27 protein-coding genes and 2 pseudogenes are annotated in these 25,862 nt (G+C 68.1%); 17 read left to right on the forward strand and 12 right to left on the reverse strand.

What is annotated here, in order from left to right; all coding sequences use genetic code 11:
• The first annotated feature begins 570 nt into the window (after positions 1-570).
• Entirely contained in the window at positions 571-2,970 is a 2,400-nt protein-coding gene (locus AC07DF_RS40540; RefSeq protein ID WP_478982488.1) for a helicase associated domain-containing protein, read from the forward strand.
• Positions 2,971-3,146: 176 nt separating this feature from the next.
• On the opposite strand, the gene AC07DF_RS40545 is transcribed toward AC07DF_RS40540, so the two are convergent.
• Positions 3,147-4,199 carry a DUF4238 domain-containing protein gene (locus AC07DF_RS40545; RefSeq protein WP_478982490.1) on the reverse strand — a complete coding sequence of 351 codons (1,053 nt, stop codon included), beginning with the start codon at positions 4,197-4,199 and terminating at the stop codon, positions 3,147-3,149.
• A 48-nt stretch (positions 4,200-4,247) separates the two neighbouring features.
• The gene (locus tag AC07DF_RS40550; protein ID WP_478982611.1) at positions 4,248-5,897 is read right to left on the reverse strand and encodes a hypothetical protein; all 1,650 of its coding nucleotides are present in this window, start codon (positions 5,895-5,897) and stop codon (positions 4,248-4,250) included.
• An 830-nt stretch (positions 5,898-6,727) separates the two neighbouring features.
• Between AC07DF_RS40550 and AC07DF_RS40555 the strand changes: the two genes are divergently transcribed.
• From AC07DF_RS40555 to ku, 10 genes and pseudogenes are all read left to right on the forward strand, one after another.
• Positions 6,728-7,696 (forward strand): DUF6192 family protein, encoded by a 969-nt coding sequence (locus AC07DF_RS40555; RefSeq protein WP_478982492.1) that lies wholly within the window; start codon positions 6,728-6,730, stop codon positions 7,694-7,696.
• Positions 7,693-8,208 (forward strand): hypothetical protein, encoded by a 516-nt coding sequence (locus AC07DF_RS40560; protein WP_478982495.1) that lies wholly within the window; start codon positions 7,693-7,695, stop codon positions 8,206-8,208. The genes AC07DF_RS40555 and AC07DF_RS40560 overlap by 4 nt, the downstream gene beginning before the upstream one ends.
• A 43-nt stretch (positions 8,209-8,251) precedes the next feature.
• Complete coding sequence (locus AC07DF_RS40565; RefSeq protein ID WP_478982497.1) at positions 8,252-8,740, forward strand: hypothetical protein; 489 nt, start codon at positions 8,252-8,254, stop codon at positions 8,738-8,740.
• Between the two features lie 1,109 nt (positions 8,741-9,849).
• Positions 9,850-10,911, forward strand: a complete 1,062-nt coding sequence (locus AC07DF_RS40570; protein ID WP_478982499.1) for a helix-turn-helix domain-containing protein — start codon at positions 9,850-9,852, stop codon at positions 10,909-10,911.
• Between the two features lie 124 nt (positions 10,912-11,035).
• A pseudogene (locus AC07DF_RS40575) lies at positions 11,036-11,293 on the forward strand (lamin tail domain-containing protein); the annotation flags it as partial.
• A 210-nt stretch (positions 11,294-11,503) separates the two neighbouring features.
• Complete coding sequence (locus AC07DF_RS40580) at positions 11,504-11,902, forward strand: peptidase inhibitor family I36 protein (RefSeq protein WP_478982501.1); 399 nt, start codon at positions 11,504-11,506, stop codon at positions 11,900-11,902.
• A 423-nt stretch (positions 11,903-12,325) separates the two neighbouring features.
• A complete protein-coding gene (locus AC07DF_RS40585; protein WP_361884283.1) occupies positions 12,326-12,511 on the forward strand; it encodes a DUF6207 family protein in 186 nt (61 codons plus the stop codon).
• Positions 12,512-12,931: 420 nt separating this feature from the next.
• Positions 12,932-13,591, forward strand: coding sequence for an HNH endonuclease family protein (locus tag AC07DF_RS40590; RefSeq protein WP_478982504.1), 660 nt, complete (start codon positions 12,932-12,934; stop codon positions 13,589-13,591).
• A 155-nt stretch (positions 13,592-13,746) separates the two neighbouring features.
• The gene (locus tag AC07DF_RS40595; RefSeq protein WP_478982506.1) at positions 13,747-14,082 is read left to right on the forward strand and encodes a hypothetical protein; all 336 of its coding nucleotides are present in this window, start codon (positions 13,747-13,749) and stop codon (positions 14,080-14,082) included.
• Between the two features lie 378 nt (positions 14,083-14,460).
• Entirely contained in the window at positions 14,461-15,381 is a 921-nt protein-coding gene (gene ku / locus AC07DF_RS40600) for a non-homologous end joining protein Ku (RefSeq protein WP_478982508.1), read from the forward strand.
• Here the strand turns inward: ku and AC07DF_RS40605 are convergent.
• On the reverse strand, positions 15,378-15,716 hold the full coding sequence (locus AC07DF_RS40605) for a DUF6233 domain-containing protein (RefSeq protein WP_478982510.1): 339 nt from the start codon (positions 15,714-15,716) through the stop codon (positions 15,378-15,380). The two genes, ku and AC07DF_RS40605, sit on opposite strands and share 4 nt — an antisense overlap.
• Positions 15,717-15,773: 57 nt before the next feature.
• Between AC07DF_RS40605 and AC07DF_RS40610 the strand changes: the two genes are divergently transcribed.
• The 3 genes from AC07DF_RS40610 (at position 15,774) to AC07DF_RS40620 (ending at position 16,739) form a co-directional block, all read left to right on the forward strand.
• Complete coding sequence (locus AC07DF_RS40610; protein WP_478982512.1) at positions 15,774-16,106, forward strand: hypothetical protein; 333 nt, start codon at positions 15,774-15,776, stop codon at positions 16,104-16,106.
• 115 nt (positions 16,107-16,221) lie between these two features.
• Complete coding sequence (locus AC07DF_RS40615; protein WP_478982514.1) at positions 16,222-16,422, forward strand: hypothetical protein; 201 nt, start codon at positions 16,222-16,224, stop codon at positions 16,420-16,422.
• A 107-nt stretch (positions 16,423-16,529) separates the two neighbouring features.
• Positions 16,530-16,739 carry a DUF6207 family protein gene (locus tag AC07DF_RS40620; RefSeq protein WP_478982516.1) on the forward strand — a complete coding sequence of 70 codons (210 nt, stop codon included), beginning with the start codon at positions 16,530-16,532 and terminating at the stop codon, positions 16,737-16,739.
• 60 nt (positions 16,740-16,799) lie between these two features.
• On the opposite strand, the gene AC07DF_RS40625 is transcribed toward AC07DF_RS40620, so the two are convergent.
• Positions 16,800-17,120, reverse strand: coding sequence for a hypothetical protein (locus AC07DF_RS40625; RefSeq protein ID WP_478982518.1), 321 nt, complete (start codon positions 17,118-17,120; stop codon positions 16,800-16,802).
• A 346-nt stretch (positions 17,121-17,466) separates the two neighbouring features.
• Between AC07DF_RS40625 and AC07DF_RS40630 the strand changes: the two genes are divergently transcribed.
• Complete coding sequence (locus AC07DF_RS40630) at positions 17,467-18,267, forward strand: hypothetical protein (protein WP_478982520.1); 801 nt, start codon at positions 17,467-17,469, stop codon at positions 18,265-18,267.
• Between the two features lie 530 nt (positions 18,268-18,797).
• Here the strand turns inward: AC07DF_RS40630 and AC07DF_RS40635 are convergent.
• Complete coding sequence (locus tag AC07DF_RS40635) at positions 18,798-19,010, reverse strand: hypothetical protein (RefSeq protein ID WP_478982522.1); 213 nt, start codon at positions 19,008-19,010, stop codon at positions 18,798-18,800.
• A gap of 296 nt (positions 19,011-19,306) precedes the next feature.
• Here AC07DF_RS40635 and AC07DF_RS40640 point away from each other — a divergent pair, with 296 nt between their 5' ends.
• The gene (locus AC07DF_RS40640) at positions 19,307-20,107 is read left to right on the forward strand and encodes a ParA family protein (protein WP_478982524.1); all 801 of its coding nucleotides are present in this window, start codon (positions 19,307-19,309) and stop codon (positions 20,105-20,107) included.
• The gene (locus AC07DF_RS40645) at positions 20,104-21,021 is read left to right on the forward strand and encodes a hypothetical protein (protein ID WP_478982526.1); all 918 of its coding nucleotides are present in this window, start codon (positions 20,104-20,106) and stop codon (positions 21,019-21,021) included. Before AC07DF_RS40640 ends, AC07DF_RS40645 begins: the two co-directional genes overlap by 4 nt.
• Before the next feature lie 117 nt (positions 21,022-21,138).
• Here AC07DF_RS40645 and AC07DF_RS40650 read toward each other — a convergent pair whose 3' ends face one another.
• The 7 genes and pseudogenes from AC07DF_RS40650 to AC07DF_RS40680 all read right to left on the reverse strand — a co-directional run bounded on the left by AC07DF_RS40650 (position 21,139) and on the right by AC07DF_RS40680 (position 25,716).
• A complete protein-coding gene (locus tag AC07DF_RS40650; protein WP_478982613.1) occupies positions 21,139-21,660 on the reverse strand; it encodes a hypothetical protein in 522 nt (173 codons plus the stop codon).
• A pseudogene (locus tag AC07DF_RS40655) lies at positions 21,554-22,201 on the reverse strand (DNA polymerase III subunit beta family protein); the annotation flags it as partial. The pseudogene AC07DF_RS40655 and the gene AC07DF_RS40650, both read right to left, overlap by 107 nt.
• Positions 22,202-22,377: 176 nt before the next feature.
• Complete coding sequence (locus AC07DF_RS40660; protein WP_478982528.1) at positions 22,378-23,055, reverse strand: GGDEF domain-containing protein; 678 nt, start codon at positions 23,053-23,055, stop codon at positions 22,378-22,380.
• Between the two features lie 159 nt (positions 23,056-23,214).
• Positions 23,215-23,568 (reverse strand): ASCH domain-containing protein, encoded by a 354-nt coding sequence (locus AC07DF_RS40665; protein WP_478982530.1) that lies wholly within the window; start codon positions 23,566-23,568, stop codon positions 23,215-23,217.
• Entirely contained in the window at positions 23,565-24,665 is a 1,101-nt protein-coding gene (locus tag AC07DF_RS40670) for a hypothetical protein (RefSeq protein WP_478982532.1), read from the reverse strand. The genes AC07DF_RS40665 and AC07DF_RS40670 overlap by 4 nt, the downstream gene beginning before the upstream one ends.
• 118 nt (positions 24,666-24,783) lie before the next feature.
• Positions 24,784-25,281 (reverse strand): Pycsar system effector family protein, encoded by a 498-nt coding sequence (locus AC07DF_RS40675; RefSeq protein WP_478982534.1) that lies wholly within the window; start codon positions 25,279-25,281, stop codon positions 24,784-24,786.
• Positions 25,282-25,302: 21 nt separating this feature from the next.
• The gene (locus tag AC07DF_RS40680; protein WP_478982536.1) at positions 25,303-25,716 is read right to left on the reverse strand and encodes an RRQRL motif-containing zinc-binding protein; all 414 of its coding nucleotides are present in this window, start codon (positions 25,714-25,716) and stop codon (positions 25,303-25,305) included.
• Between the last annotated feature and the right edge of the window lie 146 nt (positions 25,717-25,862).

A 25,862-nucleotide genomic window follows, 5' to 3' on the forward strand; every position in this document is an offset into this window, starting at 1 on the left:
ACGCGCCGCAGAGTGACGCCCTCCGCTTCGCTTCGGGCGTGGCTCCGCTGACGCTCCGCCATATTCCCGCGCAAGCGCGGGAATTGCATTCCGCGAGCGGAATTCTGAAAGCATGTCAATTCCCGCAAGCGCGAATTGACGGAATCCCGCTTGCGGGATTCCTTGGGCTGGCTACGAGGAGGGGATGCATCATGTGCGGGGCTGTGTAGCCTCTGGGATCCTACTCACCATCCCTACAATGGAGGTGACAGACCGTCGGCTCGATCGAACGCCGGCCTGCGTCGCAGAGACGGGCTCCGCTGCGCTCCACCCGAATCCCTTGCCAGTCCTCAATGCCTCACTCGGTCAACCTCAACGACTCTCCTCAGCGTACGGGATAATCGGCCCTGACTGAGCAGGATTCGGCCATGTACTACCCCGAGAGAGGAAGCTGCCGCGAGGCGGATGCATCACAGTGATGCACTGTGTAGAGTCTGGTATCAGATAGCATACCCCTGGGCCAGCTATCCACCTCCCCGGGATTCACCTTCTGGATTACGCTCCGCATTCCGTTGAAAGGAGAGCACGGGCATGGCCGTGAAACTGCGTGACCATCAGGTCGAGGCCGTGAACGCCATTGTGCGCGGCTTCGATGTCCCGCCGGGCGGTATTCCATGGAATGGCCTGCGCGGGCAGGTACACGCCGCGTGCGGCACAGGGAAGACGATTATTGCTGCCGCCTCGGCCAAGCGGCTCGCGCCCAAGGGGCGCACTCTCGTGCTGGTGCCGACGCTGGACCTCCTGGCGCAGACGGTGAAGGCGTGGCACGAGGTTGGGCATCGGGGGCCGGCAGTTGCTGTGTGCTCGCTCCAGGACGACCCGGAGCTGTGGAACCTGAAGGTGCGCTCCACCACCAATCCCGTGCAGTTGGCGCTGTGGCACGGTTCCGGGCCCGTGACTATCTATGCGACGTACGCGTCGCTGGGGGTTCTCGCGGAGGCTTTCGAGGGCGCCTACGGCCAGAAGCTTGCTCCTGTGGACCTCGCGGTGGTTGATGAGGCCCACAGGAGTTCCGGGTCGATGGGTAAGGCGTGGGCGGACATCCACGACCAGAGCGTCATCCCGTCCTACCGGCGGCTGTACCTGACCGCGACGCCCCGGATCTGGGAGGAACGGCTCAACCGGGAGGTCGCCGAGGGTGCACGGGACCCGTTGCCGAGGGAGATGGCGGCCTCCATGGACGACGAGGCCGTGTTCGGGCCCGTGCTGTACAAACTGTCGCTGGCGTCAGCCGTGTCCCGGGGTCTACTGGCGCGGTATCAGATCATCGTCCTCGAGCTCCAGGACCCCCTCGTCACGCCCGAGCGGCTGATGAGTGAGGAGCGGGGCAGCGAGGAAGTGCGCGGGCAGCGCCTCGGGGCGCTCCAGGCCGCGCTCCTGCACACCATGGCGCAACACGACCTGTCGACGTGCATCACCTTCCACCACCGGACGATGGAGGCGCAGGCCTACGCGGAGGGCCTGCAGCGGGTGGCGGCCAAGCTGCACGCCAACCAGCCGGAGAAGTGTCCGAAGCGGATCTGGGCCAACTGGCTGTGCGGCGAACACGCCCCCGAACACCGGCGGGAGGTGCTGGGATCGTTCGGCGCTACAGCGCAGCGGGCCGTGCTCTCGAACTGTCGCGTTTTGGGTGAGGGCGTGGACATCCGGGCCGTGGACAGCGTGGCCCTGCTCGACCCCAAGGGGGCGCCGCACGACATCGTCCAAGCGATCGGACGGGCGCTCCGGCAGAAGCCGGGTCAGGGAAAGCTGGCTTCGCTGATTGTGCCCGTATTCCTCCAGCCCGGCGAAAAGCCGGAGGACATGTTCACCTCTGGCTCGTACCGGCCCTTGGTGAAAGTATTGGCAGGTCTACGGGCTCACGATGAAGAAGCCATCGAGCTACTCGCGATTCCACAGAAGCCTCAGAAGGACGTTACGCAGCCCTCGGTGAGTATCGGTACGGAACCGGAGGAAGGCGAGGAAGAATCCCGCCTGCTGCTTCGGTTTGCCGCCCCGAGGGATCCCGTGATGGTCGCGAACTGGGTGTCGTTCAACGTGATCGATACGGAGCGGCAGGACTGGGCGCGCGGCTGGGCGGCGCTCAAGCGGTTCACCGAGCGTGAGGGCCACGCACGGGTGCCCTACGGCCACAAGGAGGCCCCCGGCCCGTACCCCCTTGGGCAATGGGTGGCAGAACAGCGAAGGGCTTACGGGGCCGGAGAGATGTCCGGCCAGCGCGCCCGTCGGCTCGAAGCGCTGGGCATGGTGTGGTCGATGGCCGATGAGCGCTTCCAGGAGAACCTGGAAGCTGCCCGCGTCTACTACGAGCAGGCCTTCAGCCTCAGCGCTCCGCGGACGGCCACAGCGCTCGACAAGCCGTTGGGGATGTGGCTCGCGAATCTGAGGCGCCCGGGTGCACTGGACGGACACCCGCAGTGGCAGGCAGCGCTGGAAGCCATCGACCCGGACTGGAACCCCGCATGGCCAGCCGACTGGCAACGCCACTACGCCGCCCTACGCGAACTGCTGCGCGACGAGCAAGGCACCAAGGTCCTGCCCGGCGTGACAGTCGCCGGCCAAGACGTCGGACGATGGCTGCAGCGACAGAAGCAACCGGACGTGTGGCAGCGGCTCACGGACGGCCAGCGCGAACGTCTGGAGCAACTCGGCATCCAGCCCCTGCCCAGGGATCCGGAGGCGCGCGCGAAGGCCTCCGGGGGCACCTCAGGAGCGTTCGAGCGCGGTGTTGCAGCATTGGCCCAGTACAAGACCCGCACCGGCTCCGTGACCGTCCCCCGAGGGCACACAGAGACGATCACGGTCGACGGCCAGGAACACACCGTGCGGCTCGGGGTATTTCTCTCGAACGCAAAGTCCAGGCGCGGGAAGCTCACCCCCGACAAACTTCAGACGCTGGCCGGCCTCGGACTCCACTGGGCGACGGCGTAGCCGCGCGTGGGAGGCTACGCGAGGGTCCGTGCCGGACGCATCCGGCACGGACCCTCATTGTGTTGCGGGTCAGACCAGCCATCACCCTGCACACCAACAAGCCCCCTCCGAGCGTCACCCGGGACTCTCAGGGCCCGGGGTCCGGTGCTGTGCGCGCCGGGTGATGTTCTGGCAGGTCAGGGGTGCAACACGTCTGGGGAGCGAGGCGGTGGGTGTTCCACGGTCCAGCGACGTTCAATGTTCTGACTGGGCGGAAATACGCCGTACTCCAAGATGTACTGAGGAGCAGAATGCGTCTGCCCGTCCCATGGCTTGGGCTGACCGGGGCTGTTCGGCTCCCAATGCTTCCAGGGATCGTGCTCTGGGTGGTGGATCACGAACTGGTCAGCCACGTCGTACACCACCTCCACAAGCGCGAACCCGATGGCGCCCTCCGCGTGCATCAGGTGGTCCACGTGCTTACGCCGGTCGGTGCCCCGTGTAGCGGGGCCGGGTAGGAACAGAAAGCGGTGAGGGTCCAGCGGGAGCAGGATGTCGCTCAGTGCGGCGGCGCGCAGCTGGTCTTCGTCGTCGGGGCGGTTCCATATGGCGATCGGGGTATCGCTGGTTAGCAGGCACATGTCGCTGAAGCCCAGCGCCCACGGACGTGCTTCCAGGATGAGCGCCAACGTGACGATGTTCTCAACGATGTAGCGCAGGTGGGGGTTGTTCTGTGCGAGCGTGTGTACTTCCTGCGGCAGGTCGGTGATGTCCGGCGCTTCGATCTGCTGGTAGGTAAGCCGCTTCCGCTGGCGCGTCGTGCGCAAGATCTGGGCAGCCATCCACCAGGCGAGGACATGGCGCTGGTCCGAGCTCAACGGCCAGTGCGGTGTGAGCGCCCAGTCCGGGTCGTTCAGGAGGACCTTCAGTACTGTTTCGGCGCGTCCCTCGAGGGAGGTGAACAGTTCCTCGACATTGTGGTGAGGGACCCCTTCGACACTGATCCCCCAGTAGTAGCCGGCCTCAGCAGCGATGCCGGTAGGCGTCACGGTAAACGGTTCGTTGATCTTGTCCAGCCGTCGCGCCTTCAGCTCGTACTTGCGGCGTGCTACGTGCTGGGCGAAGTGCTTCAGGTACATCTGCGGCACTGTGTGATCCCGGGTGCCGCCTGCCTTGGCCGCACGCTTCCCCGACGATGCCTTACCCACCGGCTGCCCTCCCCTGTTTGGCTTCTGGCGCCAGTCATACACGGGACCAAGCGGAGAGTGTCAGCGGATTTGTGGGGCACCGCAAGCTGTCTACTGGCTGGCCTGATGCTGTGACTCGGCATGCTGGGCGAGCGCGCTGAGGGCGTCACCGGTCAGCGTGAGTACCTGCACGAACTGCTCATCGGGTCTCAACGCTTCCAGGCTGGCGCGTGTGAGGGTGGCGTGCCAGTCCTTTCCGCGAAGATGGGCCGGCCCGGTGGAGCGGAGGCCTTGCAGGACGCGCAACGGACGGATCAGCGCGTCGCTGTCACCTCCGCTGGAGGAGACCCATGCTTCGAGGCAGTTGATGCTTTGCGCCTTGGAGTCGGTCACTCCGGGAAGGTGGCGGAGGGCCTTGACGTTCAGGTAGTCGATGACGCCTTTTGCGAGCAGCAGTATGAGGGTGTCGGCTTCCTGCTGCTCGCTGCTGGTGGGCATATGCAGGCCCTCGAAAGCGATCTGGTCGGCGTGGTGCCATGGTTTGTAGACCGCCTGTCCCAGAAGCGTTCCCAGGGCGGTGCTGAAGTGCTTTCGTGCGGCGAACAGCCGGCGTAGCGGGTCGGGCGGCCCCTCGGTCCACCGGCCGAGGATGTCGCGGTCGAAACGGCCCTCGTCGCGTCCTCCGCTGGGCGGGACGTTGAAGCTGAGCCAATGGTCGCGTTCTTCGGCTGGCAGATCACGCCCGAGGTCTCCGAGGTAGACCTCGATGAAACCGTCGGGGTTGGTGCCGATGGAGATGCCCCAGAGTCCCAGGCAGCTCAGACGGCCGTTCTCGATGCGGTAGCGGGAGGGCTGAGAGGTGTATCGGTTGAGGACCTCACGCCGGAAGTAGACCCGGGTCAGGTAGTGCGGGGTGCCGCGGTCGGTGAAGTTGTTGCTCAGCTTGTCGGGCTCGCACGTGGAGGTGACGCGCTCCCCGGTGTTGGGGTCGATGGCGACCGTGAATTCTGGAAACCGGCGTTCGGAGGTGTGCGGGCGAGCCAGGTCGACGGGTTCTGCGTCGATGGGCAGCACGATCTGCTTTCCGACCAGCCGTACGAAACCCGGGCGATCCACTGAGTGGAGGTCTCCGCTGTGAAAGGCGAAATGCCGCAAGTCGGAGCGGTCGCTTGCGTCGATCGCCGGGTCGGGTACGTGATCGAGCCGGGTGATGCGGTCATGCTGGATCACAAGCAAGCGGCTCCGTGCGGCGAGGTAGCGACGCAAGGGCAGGGCCGCGATGTCGATGCGCAGTTCGGTGTCGGTGCGCCGGATGCGCACCAGTTCGTGGTCACGGCCGGCGTCGTCAAGGTAATACCAGGAGCCGTCGTTCCTGGGAATGGCGTCGAAGTACCACAGAAAGGAGGGGGTGAACTCCAGCGTCGGTTCGGCGAGCCCGTGATGGGAGCGAAGCTGTACGAAGAACTCCGTGTGTTCCTCTTCGTCTCGCAGTCCCTCTTCGAAGACCGTGCGCTCCCCCGGGTAGAGGGTGCTGATCCCAGCGGTGCCGATCGCTGCCTGACTCCAGGTGTACTCCTGCAGGGCATGTGCCCGCGCTGCAGGACGAGTCAGGTAGCTGCTGACCCCCCAGTCGAAGCGGTCCTGGACGGGCTTGCCGAGGACCGTGACCCACTCGGTGGGCGTGGCGGTGAGCGGAGCCAGGTAACCATCAGGCCACGCGTGTTCGGGAAGGTCATCGCAGCTTCCGCTGCTATAGATCATCGCCACGACCACAAGTGTAGGAAAGCGGAGGTCAACCCGGCGCACCGTTTTCGTCCGAGCGCCAAATCACCCGGCTACCGCATGCCCGGTGTCCCCTGCCTCACAAACAACTCACCACGTGTTGGAGACGGACCAGCAGCGTCTCGGTTGGAACGTCAGCCCACCATGCGGACCCTGGGCTGATTCTCCCCGACGCTGAGGCGGGCCCGGACCGGGCCCGCCCGCAGGACACCACCAGCCGATATGAGCAGGCCTACTCTGGAGATATGGATAGGCAGGTGCGCTGCTGTGCCTTCTGCGGTGAGCCGCTGACGGTGTTGGCTCGGCGGGATGCCCGCTTTTGCTGTCCTGCTTGCGGCGCGGCAGCGCGGCGGAGGCGTACTGCCAACCTGGGGGCAGGGCCTTTCGATACGGTGTCGAGATCGCTGCAGAGCTGCCCCGTCTGCGGTAAGGCCGTCGCCGCCGGGCAGGATCGTCGGCGCGATGCGGTGTACGACCGGCCTGCCTGCCGCACTGCCGCTTACCGGGCCCGCGCCTCCTTCGTCGCGTGACGGATAAACGTCGCGCTATAGGCCCCTGGCCTGTGGGAATGCGGTAGAACCGCAGGTCCGCTCCTGTAGTCCCACGACCGCTTTCAATCCGGCTTCAGTGAGGCGCGCGGTCACTGACCCAGGGGGCAGCCCTGAGCAGCACCCTGCCGTTCAGATATGTCGGCCAATCAATGAACAAACGCGGCAAAAGGTTCTAGATTGGGGAACATGGACACGGGGGCGAGGATTGATGTGTCCATTCGACCTGTACTCCCACCCCGGCATGCAGGGAGGCTCACCATGGTCAGAGAGCGAATTGTAAGCCCCTTTCCCCAGCGCTTCACCGACAGGCAATGGGGACGCTACGTCCGTCAGGGCCGCGACCTGGTCCTGGAGGAGGCCCGAATCCAGTTCGAGCTGGGCGATATCACTCTGAAGATGGTCGACAAATCCGAGCCCGGCGAAAAGCGCGGCGTGTTCGCGATCCTGGACCGCTACGCCGACCAGATCGGCATCAACGTCCACACCCTGCTGGGCTACCGCTTTACCGCCATGCAGTGGCCGCCCAAGCACCGGGAGCCGGGTGTGTCCTGGTCGGTCCACCGCGCCCTGGAATCCCTGGACGATCGCTTCGAGCTGATCCAGGAACCTCCAGGCGGAGCGGACCACTGGACGGAGGACGCCGCCCTCAGGCGGGCCGGCCGTCTGCCTCACCGACCTCTTACCAAGGAAGAGAAGCTCGACCGGGTGCGCACCCTGCTGACGAACTCCGAGAATGCGGTGGGCGCGGTGGAAGAGATCATCCGACGGCCTGATGTCGCGCACCGGGTGATGGCCAACCCTGCCAACCAGCGCATCCTGTACCGCGCGCATCACGAGCAGCGGATGGAGGCCGCGGCAGACCGGCTGGCGGCCGCGCACGAACCCGAGAGCGAGCCCGCGGACAACGGCCCCTGGGAGCAGGAAGAGAACTCGGCCGCGCCCCAGGCATCGAAGCGGTTGCGGGAACCGGCCGTGGACTACCAGCGCGCTTCGCGCGAGGCACTGGAACTGATCGGCACCGGCACCGCGTTTCTGGTCGACCTGCAGGAGATGGTCCCCCGCTTGCACGTCACGGAATTCACCGACCGCGAGGTCAGAGCGATCCTGGACAACCACAGAAGGATCCGTGCCGCACTGGACTGGTGCGACTCCGCGCTCGCAACCGGCGACAAGACCATGGACGAAGAACTCGCCCGCATCCTGTCCGAAGGAGATGACGAGCCATGACACGTGCCCGCACGACGGCAGCCTCGGACGCCAGGCAGCGGGCCGCCCCGGTTCCCACCCAGCACCTGGCAGAACTCGCCTGGCATCTCTTCGACGAGGCCGGCGACGACATCCTGCTCCCTCGTGAGCACATCACCGACCGCATCCACGCCACCGACGGACAATTCGAGCGCACCAAGGGCTACATCCGCGACCACATGACGATGGAGAAGGGCAAGGCGTTCCTCGCCTACCGGGGCGGCTACATGGTCACGACCGACCCGGCGAAAATCGCCGAGAACGCCTCCCTGCGGATGCGCCGGATCAACACCGAACTGCGCCGGGTGCTGTCCGGGGCCATCAACCCCCTGGGCGAGCAGGTGGCCAACTACGAGGTGCTGGCGATGTTCCAGGACGAGATCGCCCACATGACCCGCACCTATGACCGCATGAGTAAGGCCACCATGACCATGCCCAAGCCTGTACGGTCCACGAAACCCAAGCGGCGCCGCCGTGCCACCACCCGGACCTGACCGCAAGTCCGTAGCCAGGACAAGGGTGATGGTGCGTCCGTCAGTGCGACGCCCGTCCAGCGCGCGCTCTCTCTACCGCGCCCTGGACGAACTCGGCGCTGCGCCCACACCGGACCCGAGCCTGCGGCCGAACGGGCCCAAGCGCACCGACAGCGCCCTGCTGCTGGGCGTGCTGCTCGCCAAGGCAGAGCTCGACGCCGCTGTGCGGGCTGATCCAGCTCAAGAACCGCCTCGCGGCCTGACAGAACTCCTCACCGGCTACCGCTCGACGGTCGCCTCACCAGCCGAGGAGACCCGCTTGCAGCTTCTGAGCCACCGCCTGGTCCGCAGCGCAGTAGAAGCCACTCTTGACGACGACCCCGGCCCCCTGTCCCGTGCCGCCAGCGACGCCGCCCTGGCGGCCGCCGGGCTCATTGACGCCGACCGGCTCCAACGCGCCGGCGCCAACCGCGGAGCTGTCGACGCCGCCATCGACACCGCCACCCTGTCCCTGCGAGCAGCAGCTGACAGCACAAGAGCGGCGCAGCGGTAGCAGAGAGCAGGCTCCCCTCTCCGGGCGGTTGAGATCAAGAACCCGGCCCGCCCGCAGATCACGCCTCATCGTGGTCCGGCAGCCGCGGCGTCGCCAACGCCTCGGGGCGGCGAGGCGGTCTCCCTCATATCGAGTGGCCGTCGGGGGGCGCAGTGCGCCGGCGCCGACCTCGGATAAGGGGAAGCGGTTGCTCTTCTTCCCGGTAGACGCCCCGATGCCGCAGAAACGGCTGTTAACGCAGGTCAAGGGGAGGTTAAGGGGGAGAAATACCAAGATCTTCAGCCGGTTGCGGCTGTTTTTCGGAAAGAGATCCGAAAAGCAAGATGATTGCCCGTACGACCTCGACGAAAGTGTCCGATCAATCCCATCTTGTTCTGCGGATGGGGGCATTTGACCGAATGGCGCGGGGCAGAGGGTGTCACTACAGTCACGGAGCGCGAACCCGCGCTTTCCAGGTCCCGGGTTCGCGCCCCACAGCATCTCGATCTAGGAGAGCCCTTGTCTGGATCCCCCTTCGAGCGCGGGATCAAACGCCTTAGGCGTCGTTCCGCGCTTGACCATAACAAAGCTGCAGTCCAGGGCGACACGCCCGTCAACACTGAGGCAACACCGGTCACCACGCCGCCAGTGCCGCCTTCTCCGACCGCGGCAGGCACTCCGGTGCTCCTCGTCGTACCGAGTTCGGATGGGTCCGTGGAGCTGGTAACTGCCCTGGTCACTGTGGCGTTGTGGGCGGTCATCATCTGGCGTGCCCGGCGCGGAGAGCCCCCTGTGACCTGATCATCCCCAGGCCGACGTCCCCTCGGTCTGCGACGTGATCTGCCTGCATCCGCCCTACGAAACGGATGTACACACACCGCTCTCCGTCACAAATCCCGGGCGACGATCCCCATTTCGTCGCCCGGGAAAGTTACCGGTAAAGGAAAAACGCCACGATGGGGCACACTTTCTCTCACTCCACCTGCAAGCACTGCGGCGCTCAGCGGCGTCATCAAGCCACCGGTCGGCCCGGCGAATACTGCAGCACCAGATGCCGCCAGGCAGCCCACCGGCAGCGCCAGGCCGCCGCGGATGCCCCGGACACCGAGGAATTCGACCAGGCCCTGCGCATGCAGCTGACCCAGATCACGCAAGCAGCCAACAGCCTCCTGGATGCGCTCGACCAGCCGGAGATGCCCGTGTCCGCGCCCCTGGAGCAGATGGTGCGCCTCCAGGTATTCGCCGAACACCTCACGCCCCTCATGGTGGCCCGCACCAAACTGCGCGGCGCGTCCTGGGAGCGCATCGGCGCCGTGCTCGGCATCGGAAAGGACACCGCACGCAAGAAGTGGTCTCTGCCCGCCCGCCGCACCTCACGCCCCGCCCCGGCGGCGCCCTCATCGCCGCGCCCGGCCTCGCGCCCCGGCACCATCTCGCCCCGGGATCCCGACAGCGCCGGCGATGGCCGGTCACCCACCGCGCCACCCCCGAGCACCGCGGCGGCCTACTTCTCCCCCCTGGCCGGACAGGACCTGGCCACCGTCCTCAGCAGCCTCCAGCGCGCTTCCGGACTCAGCCTCAGAACCCTCGCCAGCCGCACCGGCCTGTCGGCCAGCTACCTCTCCAGGCTCATGTCCGGCGAGCGCTTCCCCGCCTGGAAGAACGTCGCCGTGCTCGCCCGCGCGTGCGGCGCCGACCCGGAGGTCCTGCGCCGGGTCTGGAAGGCCTCCAGTGCCCGGCGTGAGAGCCAGCCCAGGCCCACCTCACTCGCCTCTTCCCTGCGCTTCCTGCACCAGCGCGCGGGAAGCCCCACCCCCTGGGCCATCGCCGTCACCAGCGGCAACGAACTCGACCAAGACCACATCGCCGCCCTGCTCGACGGCACGGCCACCGGCGACTGGGAAGACGTCCAACGCCTCATCCAGCTCCTGGACGGCGAGCCCGCCTACTTCTTACCGCTGTGGGAAGCCGAAGCCGCAGCACACCCCACAGCCCCACCCGATACCGCCGTCGGCACGCCTTCCAGCAAACCGCCGGTCAGCGAAGGCCCGCCGCCGGCCGGCACACGCGTCGAGGAACTCCTGGCCGCCTTCAGGGGCGCACTCGGCTCCCCGCGCCTCACCCCGTCCTCACCCGCCCGCCGGTGCCTCGCCACACCCATCCCCGGCGCCACCCACTGGAGCGGCCGCTGACCCCGAAGCCCTCGCTGCGGCGCCCGGCCTTCCGGGCGCCGCAGCGAGGGCAACACTGGGAGGACGAGCAGATCTGGCCGCTCGTCGGCTGCCCCCGCGTTCGCAAGTGCCCACAGATACCGCCGACGTAAACCTCCGTGGCTGGACCCTCAAGGACGAGGACGGCCGCACCTACACCTTCGACCACTACCGCCTCGATGGCCGCGCCACCGTCCGCATCCACACCGGCCACGGCCGCGACACCTACAGCGACCTGTACCAGGACCGCCGCAACTACGTCTGGGACAACCGCTCCGACATCGCCACCCTCCGCAACGACCGCGGACGCTTCATCGACGACGAGTCCTGGGGCCACCATCGCCACGGCGGCGGCCACCGCTGACCCAACACACTGCGGGAGGGACTGAACACCTCAGCCACGCCCCGACGGACACCGACGCACCCGGCCAGGACAGGCCGGGTGCGTCTCGTTCAGTCCGGGCCAGCAGGGTCGAGCAAACGCCAGGGCCCCCGGCTAGATATCGCTCCCCCGGTGGAGTGAAAGCCACGGCGCAACATGCCGTCCCGGCCCCGGGGCCAGTACCTGTAGTGCGTGATCAAAACCCTGATGCGTGCCGCGGCGCTCGCCGCCCTGGCCCTCGCCCCGATGGCCGTTCCCGCCTCCGCCTCCCCCGCCCCGGGCGTGGTGAAGGCAGCGATCGACTGCCCGTCCGGCTACGTGTGCATCTACCCAGAGATCGACTTCGGCGGTCAGCCGTGGGTGCGGCGTGCCGTGGACGGCAGTGTGAAGGACCTGCCCTCCGCGATCCGTGACCGCGGCAGCTCCATCCGCAACAACTCCGACCGCACCGCCCGCGTGTACGAGAAGCGCAACCACAGCGGCCGGCACGTGTGCGTCACCCGCAGCGGCGGCTCCATCCACGACCTGCGCGGCTACAACCTCAACGACCAGACCCGCTCCCTGAAAATCAACCGCAACGACTGCGGCTAACCCACCCCCACTCACCGATCACGCCCGGTTCACAGACAGCAGTCAGCCCCGCCCGGCATCGCCGGACGGGGCTGATCAGCCTGCGCGGTCGTGAAGGGCGGTCGCCTACGCGGCGAAAGGCACTGCAGGGCTTCAGCCGAACGATCTTCCCTACAGGCAATAGGTGAGGCCCGGGGACACTGTCCCCTTCACAACCACACCCCTCCCAACGCCGTCGGCCCGGCCCCTATTCCGGCATGCACCACCGTGCTGTGCACCTCGGATCATCGTCCAGGGTGCAGCCAGGGCCGCACGCGGCCACCTTGCTTGATGGCATCCGAGCCCTCGGGCATCAACCCGGTCGTGTGAAGGACGCCGCGGTCGCAGAACTTCCATGGGCCCCTGGGCGTAGAGCCCTGCATGAGGCCGATCAACGAAGCACATGTGGCACAGCCAGGTCTGGCCGTGGTCGAGGTCGCAGCCGCCGACGACCAGACCGCGTTCGCCATCCAGGAGGCACTCGCCGGACGGTGGGCAACGGCCCCTGCGGACCGGACGACCCGGGCCCCCGGCGAGCCCGGCGTACGGCTGCGCTGCTACCTGGACGTGCGCCAGAACCTCAACTCCTAGCCCCACGCCCCGTGCTGTCCAGGACGGACCGCGAACACAAGCTGCGGGCCTTTGGTCGGCACGCGGATCGTCCGGACCTCCTGGATCCGGCAGCAGCATGACGCGCACCCTGCTGCACATCGACGCGGCCGCCTGCGTCCATCACGACGGCGACTAGGCCTGCACTGCGCGATCGCCGCCCTGACCGCGCTGCCGGACGGCTACCGCACCGGCCTGGTCTACCGCCGCGCCCAGGACCTGTACGAGGCGATCCCCGCCAGCAGCATCTCGAACGCGCCGTCCGGGGGCCGCGGGACGTCTTCGCAGCGTGACCAGCCGCCGAGCTGTGTCGTTTCTCCGGTACGACCTTTGCACTCACACGAGGGGCGCAACTGCCGTCTCCGGCACGTGCGCCCCACACTGGCCGCTACCAACAGGGGCATGCGTACCGCTCTTCTGCGCGGCCTGCCCGCCGCGCTCCTCGCTGTCCTGTCCCTGACCACCGGCACGCCGGCCCAAGCTGCGGAGACCGTTCCGCTCGCCGAGGCCGTCGCGAGTCTGCCGCTGGCCATCGAGTCCCGCGACGGCTACACCCGCGAGGCGTTCAAGCACTGGAATGCCGGCGACGACCCGGCCGACGGCTGCACCACCCGCAACGAAGTCCTCATCGCCGAAGCCGTCGAAGCACCGGCCGTCGGGCCCAAGTGCCGGCTCACCGGCGGCACCTGGTGGTCGTACTACGACCAGATGACGGTGACGTCCGCCTCCGGCCTGGACATCGACCACATGGTGCCTCTGGCCGAAGCCTGGGACAGCGGCGCCTCCGCCTGGACCGCGCAGCGCCGCGAGGCCTACGCCAACGACCAGGGCCAGGAGGCCTCGCTCGTCGCGGTCACCGCCCGCTCCAACCGCAGCAAGTCCGACCAGGACCCAGCCCAGTGGATGCCCCCGGCCGGCGACGTCCACTGCCGGTACGCCGCCGAATGGACCGGCACGAAACTCCGCTGGAACCTCACCGTCGACGACACCGAATACGCCGCCTTGAACGACCTCGCCACCGCCTGCCCTGGCCAGACCGTCACCTACACACCCGCCCCGTGAGAGGCCCCGCCACGTCCCGGCCGCCCAGGACGATGAAGGCCTCACGGGGTGACATCGCCGCGGCTGGGCCAACGGCTGGATCCACGGTGACCACCTGAAGAACCACCCGACGGCACAGACCTCACCGACGCACCAGCCCCGACAGGAAGGCACCCGTGAACACCAAGCGCACCGCCGCGAAGACCACCGCCATGACGACCGCCGCCGTACTGACGCTTCTGGCGACGCTGTTCTCGTCGCCGGCCGCCGCCGCACCACCTCAGGGCGACTTCACCGCCACCGGCGTGAGGATCCACAGCAGTTACAGCACCACCTCGTCGGTCAAGGGGCACGGCAACCCCGGCGACGGGTACACCTGGATGGGCGGGCAGAGCAACGCGGAAGCGGTGCCCTGCCCGGACGGCAGCGTCAAGGACCACTGGACGTACGTGCACAACAACCGCACCGGAGTCGAAGGCTACGTATCCGACTGCTTCATCAGGGAGCACTGACCGGGACAGCCGGTGGCCCGCCCCTCGGACCAGGGCCTCCCGCCACGCCCGGTGCAGATAGGGTCGCGGCCGCCGACGACCAGACCGCCCTTTCGCCGTCCAGGAGCGCTCGCCGCGCCGTACGCGATCGCCCCGGCAGACCGTACGACACGAGAGCCCGGCGAGCCCGGCTGGCTGCGCTGCTTCCTGGACCTGGGCTAGGAGCCTGACCCGTCGGTGCGCTGCGAGCCCCGGCTCGGCGCGCCAGCATCGCTCTCGCCGGATTCCCCCGGTGAGAGCGTCCGGTCCGGTGGCTGGCCCGGAGCCGCTCAGCACATGTGCGGGGCGAGCGAGGCGCTCGTAGGCTGGGGATGCTCGGGGTCACTGCGGAGGTCCGTCATGCCCCGAACCGTGTGGTCAGGTGCGATCAGCTTTGGGCTCGTCACCGTGCCTATCAACGTGCAGTCCGCGACCGAGGACCACAGCTTCCGCTTCCACCAGTACCACCTGGAGGACATGGGGCGGGTCCGAGTACGCAAGTACTGCGAGGTGGAAGACCGCGAGATCACCAGCGACGAGATCGGCAAGGGCTACGAGCTGTCCAAGACGCAGGTCATCCCGATCAGCGACGAGGAACTGCGGGACCTGCCGCTGCCGACCGCCAAGGCGATCGAGATCGAGGCGTTCGTGCCGCTGGAGTCCATCGACCCCATCCGAATCGGCGAGGGCTACTACCTCCAGCCCAGCGGCCAGGTCGCGGCCAAGCCGTACAAGCTGCTGCGCGAGGCCCTGAAGCGGTCCTCAAAGGTCGCCGTGGCCAAGTACGCCTGGTCCGGCCGCGAGAGGCTGGGCCTGCTGCGGGTACGCGAGGAAGCGATCGTGCTGCACGCGATGCGCTGGCCCGACGAGATCCGCGACCCCTCCGAGCTCCTGCCGGAACCGGTCGAGCTGAGCGATGACGAGATCGACGGCGCGCTCGCGCTCATGGACAACATGACCCGCGAGGACCTCGAGGGCGAGGAGTTCCAGGACTCCTACACCGAGGCGATCGCACAGATCATCGAAGCAAAGCGGGAGCACCGCGAACTGCCGAAGCTTCCAGAGCCGGAGTCGAAGCCGGGGCAGATCGTCGACCTGATGGCCGCCCTGAACGAGTCCGTACAGAAGGCCAGGGCCTCGCGCGGCGAGGATGCCGACGTGCACGAGCTGCCGAAGAAGAAGACCGCGAAGAAGCAGCCGGCGAAGAAGACGACGGCGAAGAAGACCACGAAGAAGACCGCTGCCAAGAAGACGTCCGGGCGCCGGCCGCGCAGCGCCTAGACCTCCATGCCGAGCGCCGTGTCCGGTCGGCACTTCGAGCACGCCGGTACCTGATGGCGCAGTGCCTCGATCGCCTGCGCCCTGGTCGCAGGCCTCACTCGCTTGCCCGGGTCCCAGCACTCCCCCGTGTGCACGGCGACGATGTTGTTGCGGTCCAGGCCGCGCTCGATCAGCCACTCGGGAGCCGGCGGGCGTCGCTCTTCGCCCACGCGCCGCTCAGCCTCGCGGCGTTCCTCGTCGGCGATCCACCTGCGAGTGCGGGCCAGGTCGCGCTCCTGCACGCGCGCCAGGAAACGGAGCAGCGCGAGTCGCGACGCCACCCCAGAATCGTTCATGCGTTCTATTCTATGATCGTGGCGTCGCACAGCCCACCCCCCACCCCCGGAGCAGGTATGAATCGCGAGGAGGCCGTCCGCAAGCTGGGCGTCGACCCGGCCTCCCTCTCCCCTGCCCCGCCCGAGCCCCGGTTCTCCGTGATCTGGGCGCGGATGCAGCAGGAGCCGCCCTGCTCCGCCTGCGGCCAGCCGCCCCGTACCAGCGGCGTGATCCACGACCCGGACCACGGGTCCCGCTGGTTCGACCGGTGCCGGGAGTGCTTCCTCGCGGCGCCGCCGACGTTGGGTGTGCCGGCGGCGCGGTTCCTCGAGGAGCTGCGCGAGGTCGCGGCCGACGCGCGGCTGAGGCTGCGCACCTACACCGACCAGGACGGGTGGGACGGTGAGTGACGGCCGACGAGCGGTTCCATCCGAGTGCACCATGTCGCGATCGAACAGCCGTGTCATTCGGTCGTATCCTGCTGGCACGGCGATCGGTGGTGGTCGCCCAGAACAGGAATCGACAATGACGACTCCCGCGCCGCCGGTGACAGAGCCCGACCCCTCCGCACTCACCTGCTCCGGCGACCTGGTCGGCCCGTGCTCCGGATGCCAGCGCAAGACACACAAGTACGGCCGCGGGGGCTGTCCGCTCTGTCAGTGGTGCATGGCGCTGGCCAAGGAGAAGTGGGGCCCCGGCGTGCGGTACACGACCACGCGCCCGTAGCCACTCCGCGCCCGCTCGGGTCAAGGGCGCCGGGCACGGCCCTCCTCGGTCGGGTGAAGACAGCCGGATCGGGAAACCCCAGCGGTCCCTCACGCGTAGTGCCGTTCATGAAGCCGATCAACGAAGCGCACGTGGCAGAGCCGGGCCTGGCTGTGGTGGAGGTCGCGGCCGCCGACGAGGAGACCGCCTTCGCAGTCCAGGAGCTGCTCGCCGCGCGATCCGCGATCGCGCCGGCGGACCGTACGACCCGAGCGCCCGGGGAGCCCGGCGTACGGCTCTGCTGCTTCCTGGACCTGCGCCAGCAGCCAGACCCGTAGAGCTACGAGCGCGCACACGCCGCTGCGAAGGAACGACATTGGCCTCGCAGAGCCCGGCACTCACAGCTCGCCGGTTGGCGGGCTGTCGGACTCGCTGGCATCGGCGCGCAGGGCCGAAGCGGCCCGTTCGCAGGCGCGGGCGACGTGTTCTCGGAAGGGGTGGATCTTCGGGTTGTTCACGTCACGACGGAGGGCCGCAAGCGCTTCGATCCACTCCACAGCGTCTTCGGGCAACGTGTAGGGCTGCCCGCTCAGACGCTGCGCCGGGCGGGGAACCGGCGGGATGGGGACAGGCTCGTGGCGTACGACGGTGCGCACCACCGTCTCCGTGCGATGCACGAGTTCGCGCACCGGCTCGTGGCTCTTGCCTCCGTCGCTCACGGGACGTTCTGAGCGGTCCTGCGCCGTGCGCAGCTCCCAGACTCGGCGGCGGTGGGCAGGGCTGCAATAGCGCGGGGGCCTCCCCCGGCCGCTGTACGCGACCGGTTCCCCGCACCACGCACAGGTGCGTTCCACGAGCTGCTCGCGCGTGGTCGAGGTCTCGTGGGGAGTGCCCTGATTGAGCCCGTCCTGCCCGGCACTCGGGCTTACTTTCGTCACAAACGAAATGGTAGGAGCCGTGTCGTGGCTGGTCTTTCCAGGGCGCGGTCAGGTGCTGCCCATGAGGCGCACCTGGCCCTGTCGTGCATGGGGTGCGTCGGCAAAGAAGCGTGATCCACGGTCCCGCATGCGGGACCGCACCGGTTACCCGGATCGGACCTCAAGTCGCGTATTGATCCAGTTCAATGGCCGCATGCTGATGGCTGGAGCTTGGTATCAAAGCGGAACGTTCTGGGCAGCTGCTGGCGTTGTCATCGCCGCGGTCGCCATGACGGTAACGGCGTGGGCGACGCTGCGTGCACCGAACCCCAAGCGACGTCTCACGTACCACCAAGCTGCTGTAGCTCCGCTTATCACGCCATACGCACCAGCCAGGGACAGACTGGTAGTAATCCGGGACGGAGCAACCCTCGCCGATCCGCATGTCTTACTGATCGAACTGGCCAACTCCGGCCGCCGGGACATCCCGAGCACCGCGTTCGATGGCGGACTGCCTCTTCACCTTGAGCTTGGGGCGTCAGTGGTTTCCTTGCTGGATACAAGCTCAACCCCACCCACGGCACCGGTTCCGTCTTTCTCGATCGCAGGGACCGCGCTGCAACTCGGCCCCTGCCCGATCATGAAGCGACAGCGAATCGCTCTCGCCGTACTCGTTGATGGGCCCGAACCGCAGCTGTCCGTACGTGCAGGCTTAATTGACGTCAACGTGACCCGTCGACAGCCCCCATTGCGCGGCTACCAAGAGATCCTGCTGGAGTCGCTACTGCTTGGCCTCTGCGGTGCGATGGCGGGAAGTGCGGTTGACCTGCTGAGACAGAAGGACGATTCAGCACCCCTTGGAGTTGCAGGTATGGCCTTGGGATTTGTACTTGCGTGGGCCATTACAGGAGTGCACTGGCTGCGCAGGCAGATGTCACGCGGAAGGTAGAGATGCTCCTCAAGACCGGCCGTCAGGCCCGCCCGTAGGCTTCCCCACGATGTACTTCGCATTCATGGACGCCAACGCAGCAAGCAAGAGGACGCGCCCGGAATCGGGACCGGCCGCGTCGGCGGTCTTCTCCTCCGGTGCTGCCGGTCGGCGATAGCGCGACTTGTAGGACCACTGGTCGATGTCCCCGCCGTAGCGGCCGGCTGCTGGGCACGCAAGGCGAATGCAGCTGCAGTAGCGCGGGGGCCTCCCCGGCCGCTGTGCGTGACTGGTTCACCGCACCACGCACAGGTGCGTTCCACGAGCTGCTCGCGCGTGGTCGACGTCGTGTCGACGGCGTCTCGATCGGCATCGTCCAGTCCGCACCTCGAGCCCACAAACGAAATCCTAGGAACCCGGCAGTCTTCCCTTGAAGCCCGGGCAACTACAGGGGCGACGCCGCGCCTGCTCTCACCAGCCGTGGGCGGGGTGACGGCGGGCGTGGTCGGGCCCAAGACCGGTGTGCTCGGTGGTGTGGTCGGGCTGAGGGTTCAGCGGCTCGACTGGGAAACGCCCTGTACGAGTTGGACGACGACGTCGAGGATTCCTTGGCCGAACGCGGTGGGAGCAATCAGTACGCCGAAGACCAGAACGATGACGACGGTCAGCTTCTCGTCGAACCGGCTGCGGGCCTGGGTGCGCCGGCGCAGCCGCAAGAGGATGATGATCGCAAGCAGAACCGCCACGTTGATCGTCACCAGCATCAGACCAGCCCTCCCCCATCAGGCACCAACGGCCATGTGTAGCTCAACTGACCCCGCGCGGCGGCCCGATCACTGATCGTTGGCAGCAAAGCGTTTCTGTCCGGCTGAATTCGCAGCCTTGACCAGCCCATCCAGTCGGCCACCGGACCGCGGCCATTGCACGAGCACTCATAGCCCGACGCGGAGGCTCCCGGGGCAAGCAGCCTCGCCTCATCGGACCGGTCGCCCCTGGACTCCGTGTTCCTTGTCGATACTCTTCCCGACGTGAGTAGGACGGATCGACTGAGGGTTCTGACATGAGCAGAGTGCTGGCGGTGTACAGCGAGAAGGGCGGCGTGGGTAAGAGCGCCCTGTCCGCAGGCCTTGTTGCAGCCGCGCGGAGGCGGAGGCTCGGTGTCGTCGCGGGGGACCTCGATCCGCGGGGAACCTTCTCGGCAGAGTTGGGAATCGCGCCCGAGGAAGCGCCCGCCTTCTCGATGAATGACCTGCTGGCGCTGGACCCACAAGGGGAGACCGGCCTGGCTGCGGATGCGTTCGCTGAGGCGGGCAAGGCTTGGTCCGGCGTGCAGGTCATCGCAGCGGAGCGAGCTCTCGCCAATCGGGAGACCGACAATGTGGCTGTCGGCCTGGAGTTCCGCCTGCGCCTGGGGCTGAAGGGCGTTGTCGGACCCGACATGGTCGGCATTCTGGACCTGCCTCCAAGGGCCGGCGGGAAGCTCGTGACGTCTGCTCTCGTCGCAGCCACCGACGTGCTCATCCCCGCGACGTTGGATGAGGACGGCCGAATCGGCGCGAAGGAGGCTATGAGCACGATCAAGCTCGTCAAGGACCTGGGCATGAACCCGGACCTGAGAGTGGTGGGGATCATCCCGTCGATAGTGCCGGGCGGCCGCAACACGCTGAAGGACGCCATAGGGGAGTACCTGGCGGACACCTACGGCTCCCTGTACCGGGACGACCTGTCGATCCCTCGCCATTCGGTGCGCCAGCAGACGCGGTTCGCGTGTGTGCCGATCACCGATGCGTCTGGCCGGGAGGCGCAGGCGCTGACTGATGTGTACGACCGGATCCTCACCGCATCAGGAGTGGAAGCGTGAGCGGCAACAAGTTGATCACGGCCGGTAAGGGCCGTCTGAAGAAGGCCGCGGACTCGGCAGTCGACCCTGCGGTTCCGGCTGAGCTCCAGAAGTCCGCGAGCCCCTCTTCGCGGGACGTGGATGCGGGTGCCGAGGAGGCCAGTGTTTTCGCACGCGGCCGTGTATTGAGTTCCGCGGATATCACCGGCACGCCCGAGGAGCAGCTGGCCTTCGTCACCGAGCATCTCCACGAGATCGACCTCGCGGGCAAGCGCGCCGAAGACTTCACCGTCCTGAACAAGGCAGTGCTGCTGGAGGTCGCGCAGGAGCGTGAGCTTCACGTGGTCGCCGGGCACACCAACTTCGCGGTGTGGGCAGCGGGTGTGCTCGACATCGAGCCGAAGTACGTGTTCGAGCTGTTGCAGGACGCGGCACGTATCCGGTCGATCAGCGAGTTGGGCCCCGATCTCGCGCAGCACCTGACTCGTGCATCGGCCCGTAAGGTAATGGCGGAGGTGATCACCGGCCAGGGTCTGGAGACTGCCCAGGTCGTGATGACCGAAGGGCTCGCCCAGGCCAAGGAGCAGGGGAAGAAGCGGCCCACGGCCTCGCTGCTCGCCTCGATCGCACGTGAACTCACTGCGCCGTCGATTCCTGCGCAGGAGAAGAGGTCAGAAATTTCTGACCCGCCGGCCGCGCCACCCGTGCCCACAGAGATCACGGCCTTGGAGCGGGCGGCCTCCTCACTCAAGGAGCGCGTCTACGCGCCCCTGGCGCCCGCTGCGGTACAGGCAGCTATGGAAGCTGACCTGGATGCGACTCACGAGCATCTGGAGCGCCTGGACGACGAGGTGCAGCGTGTGGTGAAGCGGCTGGCGGCCGCCCGTCGGGCCGTTGCCGCAGCTTCCGAGTCGTCCAAGGACGCCACAGTGTGAGAGATCCGAGGTCAGAAATTTCTGACCTCCGGGCGGCAGCCCTGAAATGCCGAAAGGCCCGTGCCCCGCGGTCTGCGGGTGCACGGGCCTCTTCTGATCTCGGTGTTGTGTGCCGCTCTACGGGTTGGGCTGGGTGGTTCCGTTGTGGAGGCGGACCGGCATGACGAGGCCGCGGAAGACGTCAGCCTGGTCGGGGGCGTGCAGGAGGACGGGCTTGGTGGGGGTGGTGAAGTTCATCTGGACGACCGGCCCGTCGACCTGCTGGAGGGTCTTGAGCAGCAGGTGTGGGTTGAAGGCGACGGGCAGAGGTTCGCCTTCCAGGGTGGCGTCGACCTGGTCGCGGCCGCGGCCGCTGTCGTCGGTGCCCGGCGCGCACGGTGATCTGCCCGTCGGCGATGTCGAGGAGCATGGGGTCGGCTTTGTCGAGCAGGGGCGTGATGTGCCGGATGGCGGTGGCCAGGGCCTCGGTGCTGGTGGTGGCGACGGCCTCGAACTCGATGGGAAACAGGGCGGCGTAGCCGGGGAGTTCGCCTTCGATGATGCTGCCGGTGGCCACCCGGCCGGGAGCGCTGACCGCGAACTGGCTGGTCGTGAAGGTGAGGGTGACACGGTCGGTGTCGGCCAGGATGCGGGCGGCATCGCGTACGACGTCGGCCGGGACGATGACCTTGCCGCTGGTGAGCGGCTTGTCCTTGCCTTTGGCCTTGGTCTTCGGGCCGGGCTTCCACGGCACGTGGGCGACGTGGAAGGCGTAGCGGTCGGTGGCGGAGAGCACCACATGGTCGTCGGTGAGGGTGAACTCCACTCCGGTGAGGACCGGGAGGGTTTCGTCGGTGCAGGCGGCGACGGCGACCCGGGGGCCAGCTTCGGCGAGGGCTGCGCCGTCGATGGTGCCGCTGGCGGCGGGGATGGTGGGCAGGGCCGGGTAGTCCTCCAGCGGCAGGGTCGGCAGCATGATGTGTGTGGTGCCGCAGGACAGGGACAGGTCGGTGCCGTCCAGGGCGAGCGTGGTGGCCTTCGTCTTGGGGAAGGCGCGCACCAGGTCGGTGAGAACCTTGCCGGGCACGCGGAGCCGGCCCGGCTCCGCGACGTCGCAGTGCTCGGTGGCGCGGGCGGAGCGGTAGTAGTCGTAGCCGGTCAGGGGCAGTTGCCCGTCCTCCGCCTCGATCAGCATGCCAGGCCAGGACCGGAGTCGGGGGGTTGCCGGGGATGGCGCGCTGCGCCCACTGCGCGGCTTCGGCCAGCTGCTCGTTGTCGATGGTGACCTTCATCAGGGCCTTCCGTCTCATCTGCGAGGAAGAGGGCCCGGGAGCCCCGCTTGGCGGGACTCCCGGTCCGTCGTACTGTCCGGGTTGGTTACGCGGCGGGGCTGTGGGTGCCGGTGCGGCCGGCGCGGCGGCCGTTGACGGTGTCGGTGTCGGCGTCGGCGCGGGTGGCCAGGCAGGGGAAGGCGGCATCGCCGGTCTTGACCCTGTACATGGCGGCGTCGGCGGCGCGCAGGAGGCGGCCGGTGTCCTCGCCGGGCAGGTCGGCGGCGCGGGCGATGCCCAGGGACACGGTCATGTTCAGGGTGAGGCCGTCGTGGGTGAGGGGCTGGTGCAGCTGCTCGCGCAGGGCGGTGATGTTCTCGAGGGCGGTTCGGGCGGGCAGGACGGCAGCGACGGCGAAGTCGTCGCCGCCGAGCCGGGCGGCCAGGGCCTGGCGTCGCGTGGTCCAGGCGGCGAGGCGGCGGCCGATGGTGGCGATGACGGCGTCGCCGGCGGCGTGGCCGTAGGTGTCGTTGACGGCCTTGAAGCCGTTGCCGTCCAGCAGCATCACGTGCACGCGATCGCGGCGGCCGGTGCGCAGCAGCCGGTCGCCGTCGGCGAGGAGGTCGTCGCGGCCGGGCAGGCCGGAGAGGGGATCGCGGCGGGCGGTGTGCAGCTGGCGGCGGACTCGGACGTCGTCGGCGAGGACGGCCAGGGCGAGAGGCACGGCGGTCGCGGTGATGACGAGCGTGCGTGATGGCTGCCGCAAGACGGCGGTTGCGGGCATGATGGGGTCTCCAGTTCTCGCCCGTCAGGGCGGAGTGTGAGAGGCGCACCCCAACGCTTGCCGGCATCGGGGGTGCGCCTCTTGCCGTGTGTGAACGCAAAGGAGCCCCTGGCCGCGCCCCTCGTCGGAGGGGGCAGCCAGGGGCCTCATTCGCTGGGGTCAGTCGACCAGCTCGATACCGATGGCCAGGCACCCCAGCCGTTCCTTGTCCGACGGGTAGATGCGCCGGATGTTGGCCAGTTGCTCCTCACGGGTCGCTTCGGGGTTCACCTGGGAGGGCCCTTCGGCGTCCAGGAGTTCCTCGAACGAGCCGTACTCGGCAACGCTTGTCACCCGCGTCATGCATGACCGGTCGGTGCCCTTCACCGCGAAGCGGATCAGGTCACCGGCCGCCAGGCCGTCGAACTTCGGGTACTTCACCCGGACTTCCCGGGTCTTGCGGCCGGTGGCCACGAGATCGAAGTACTGGGGGTACAGGTTCAGCTCGATGACGCGGGCTGAGGTGGTGCTCATGTAGCCGGGCTCCCTGCGGGTAAGGACATCAGCCGCGACAGCTCCGCAGCCGAGTACGAGCGGAAGAAGTGCCGGGGGTGGGACAGCAGCAGTCCCGCCAGGTTCAGCAGGCGGTCCGCGAACTCCCCCACGGTGCCGGGCCACTTCCGGGTGTCGAGCATCCACGGTTCGGCACCTGCGGGCAACGCCGCCTCCCCGGATCGGATGAGGCTCTTGGAAAGCTTGGCGCCCGTCTCGGCGACGATCATCGGGCAGAACAGCCGAGCGGGCAGCTGGCCCCGGGTCAGGCCCACGGCCTGGAGGGCGCCGTCGACCAGGAGGCTCCCGGGCATCCAGTCGGTGCCCTTGACCATCACCTGGAGGACGTCGGTCTCCGCGAGCGCGGCGAGTTCCTTGACCATGTTCCGGTAGAGCGTGGCGAGGTCGAGGTAGCCGCCGCCGGCGGGCGTGATGGTGGCCGTGTAGGGGCCGTGGTGCAGACAGACCGCCGACACGCGGGCGAAGCCGCGGCCGGCGCGTTCCACACGGGTGCGCTGTGCGTACTTCTCCGCCCACCCGCAGGAATGCGGGCAGGGCACCCGCAGGTGCGGCACTCCCGTGGAGGGAGCCAGCCACAGGCTTGCGGCGTCCAGGCGCGGCAGCACCCGCAGCCACGTCTCCCGGAACAGGCCGGTCGCCTGCTGCTGCGAGTAGGTCTCCACGCCGTACGGCACGGCCAGCCGCTTGGAGAGGGCGTCGAACAGGGGTTGGTAGAGCGTGGCGACCAGGCGGGCGATGCCGTCCGTGCCGAGGGCCTGGGCGTAGGCCCGCTGGTAGCGGTTCCCCGATACGGGGTCGGTGACCAGCTCGTGCGGCGCGTTGTCCAGTGCGGAGAACCGGACCTCCACGGGCAGGCCGTGGCGGTCGTGGAGCCGGGCGGCCGTGGCGAACGCCATCGACTGCACCAGCGAGGTTCCGGCGTGCGGTGCGCCGTTGATCTGGGTGCCCACCACCAGGGCGATGCCCTGCGGCCTGCTGGCGCGGATCCGCGGGGCGAGGACGTCCTCCACGTTCGTCAGGGCGTTCGCGAGGACGGTGTTCGGGCTGATGAGCGTCATGCTGGTGCCTCATCTCATGTCAGCGAGCTGCTGTGACTGCGTGGACCGGACCGGGGGACAGCCGGGCCGGGGGCGTAGGGGTCACAGGAGGCGGAACCGGCCGCGTCGGCCGGGCGCTTCAGGGGCCGACGATCGCGAGGACCGCGGCAACCAGGAGGCAGGCGAGAGCAGCGAGGATGATGTCGACCGCGCGGGCCAGGCGCTCGAACTTGGCGAGGGCGATGAGGGACAGCGCCCGGACACGGATGACGCGGGTGTCCTGCCCCATCGCGTCGAGCAGATCTTCCTCGCTCAGCTCCGCCCAGCGGGGAAAGCCCTCACGGGCGATGCGGCCTTTGCTGCCGAGGTTGGGGCGTACGACCAGGAGCAGCAGTACGGCCGAGGCCGCAAGGGTCAGCACGGCGCAGCCGCCGACGATCTGGGCGGGCCGCGGTAAGTCCTTGTCGGCGGCGCTGGCGAGTCCGGCGAGGACCGCGCCGTTGAACGCCAGGAGCAGTGAGGCCTTGGTGTCGGTGCGGCTGATCTTCGCTTCGACGTCGTGGCAGGCGTCGTCGAGGTTCTTGTTCGTGGTCGGGGTTGTCTGGTCTGTGGTGCGCGGTGTGGTCGGTGCCGACATGCTGGCGGGGTCCTCTCGTGGTCAGGCAGCGAGGTCGTGCTCGGGCGGGGCGATGTAGGTGGTGGGGTCCGCGGGGGTGCCGTCATGGCATTCCAGGCAGGAGCCGAGCGTCTTGAGCGGGAGGCACGCGTGATACCTCCGACGGCACTTCGGGCACGTCTGCCGGGCGGCCATCGCCTTGTCGAGCGCGAGCTCCTTGGCGAGGGTCATGGGCCGTACGGGCTTGGCCAGGTCCACGCGGTAGAGGTAGGCGAACCGCTGACCGCGTCGGCAGGTGATCAGGGCGACGGGCTCCTGCCCGCCGGGGCGTAAGCGCATGGCGCGCAGTTGTCGGCGGGTCGCGAGCCCTTGGGGTGCCGTCTTCCACCGGAACTCGGGGAACGACCCGTCGTCGTACGGATCAACGTCGACCAGGTCCTCGTCGTGACCCTCCATTACGTCCTCCACACACCGGGAAGACGGCGAGGGCGCTGCGGGTAGCGGGGGCCGGGGCGGTTGGGGCGTGGCCGGCCGATCCGGGGACGCGGGCGGGGCACGAGCACGAGCGGTCTCCTTCACGCGGCGGGTGGACAGCGCTGCGC

Source organism: Streptomyces sp. NPDC044719, assembly GCF_056433405.1.

What these genes read in the sequence shown, in the direction of transcription:
- AC07DF_RS40540 (WP_478982488.1), top strand. Translation starts at nt 571, where the DNA reads ATGGCCGTGAAACTGCGTGACCATCAGGTCGAGGCCGTGAACGCCATT.
- AC07DF_RS40550 (WP_478982611.1), bottom strand. Translation starts at nt 5,897, where the DNA reads ATGATCTATAGCAGCGGAAGCTGCGATGACCTTCCCGAACACGCGTGG.
- AC07DF_RS40555 (WP_478982492.1), top strand. Translation starts at nt 6,728, where the DNA reads ATGGTCAGAGAGCGAATTGTAAGCCCCTTTCCCCAGCGCTTCACCGAC.
- AC07DF_RS40560 (WP_478982495.1), top strand. Translation starts at nt 7,693, where the DNA reads ATGACACGTGCCCGCACGACGGCAGCCTCGGACGCCAGGCAGCGGGCC.
- AC07DF_RS40570 (WP_478982499.1), top strand. Translation starts at nt 9,850, where the DNA reads ATGCAGCTGACCCAGATCACGCAAGCAGCCAACAGCCTCCTGGATGCG.
- AC07DF_RS40590 (WP_478982504.1), top strand. Translation starts at nt 12,932, where the DNA reads ATGCGTACCGCTCTTCTGCGCGGCCTGCCCGCCGCGCTCCTCGCTGTC.
- ku (WP_478982508.1), top strand. Translation starts at nt 14,461, where the DNA reads ATGCCCCGAACCGTGTGGTCAGGTGCGATCAGCTTTGGGCTCGTCACC.
- AC07DF_RS40605 (WP_478982510.1), bottom strand. Translation starts at nt 15,716, where the DNA reads ATGAACGATTCTGGGGTGGCGTCGCGACTCGCGCTGCTCCGTTTCCTG.
- AC07DF_RS40610 (WP_478982512.1), top strand. Translation starts at nt 15,774, where the DNA reads ATGAATCGCGAGGAGGCCGTCCGCAAGCTGGGCGTCGACCCGGCCTCC.
- AC07DF_RS40615 (WP_478982514.1), top strand. Translation starts at nt 16,222, where the DNA reads ATGACGACTCCCGCGCCGCCGGTGACAGAGCCCGACCCCTCCGCACTC.
- AC07DF_RS40620 (WP_478982516.1), top strand. Translation starts at nt 16,530, where the DNA reads ATGAAGCCGATCAACGAAGCGCACGTGGCAGAGCCGGGCCTGGCTGTG.
- AC07DF_RS40630 (WP_478982520.1), top strand. Translation starts at nt 17,467, where the DNA reads ATGCGGGACCGCACCGGTTACCCGGATCGGACCTCAAGTCGCGTATTG.
- AC07DF_RS40635 (WP_478982522.1), bottom strand. Translation starts at nt 19,010, where the DNA reads ATGCTGGTGACGATCAACGTGGCGGTTCTGCTTGCGATCATCATCCTC.
- AC07DF_RS40640 (WP_478982524.1), top strand. Translation starts at nt 19,307, where the DNA reads ATGAGCAGAGTGCTGGCGGTGTACAGCGAGAAGGGCGGCGTGGGTAAG.
- AC07DF_RS40650 (WP_478982613.1), bottom strand. Translation starts at nt 21,660, where the DNA reads ATGCCGCCCGCATCCTGGCCGACACCGACCGTGTCACCCTCACCTTCA.
- AC07DF_RS40660 (WP_478982528.1), bottom strand. Translation starts at nt 23,055, where the DNA reads ATGCCCGCAACCGCCGTCTTGCGGCAGCCATCACGCACGCTCGTCATC.
- AC07DF_RS40665 (WP_478982530.1), bottom strand. Translation starts at nt 23,568, where the DNA reads ATGAGCACCACCTCAGCCCGCGTCATCGAGCTGAACCTGTACCCCCAG.
- AC07DF_RS40670 (WP_478982532.1), bottom strand. Translation starts at nt 24,665, where the DNA reads ATGACGCTCATCAGCCCGAACACCGTCCTCGCGAACGCCCTGACGAAC.
- AC07DF_RS40675 (WP_478982534.1), bottom strand. Translation starts at nt 25,281, where the DNA reads ATGTCGGCACCGACCACACCGCGCACCACAGACCAGACAACCCCGACC.
- AC07DF_RS40680 (WP_478982536.1), bottom strand. Translation starts at nt 25,716, where the DNA reads ATGGAGGGTCACGACGAGGACCTGGTCGACGTTGATCCGTACGACGAC.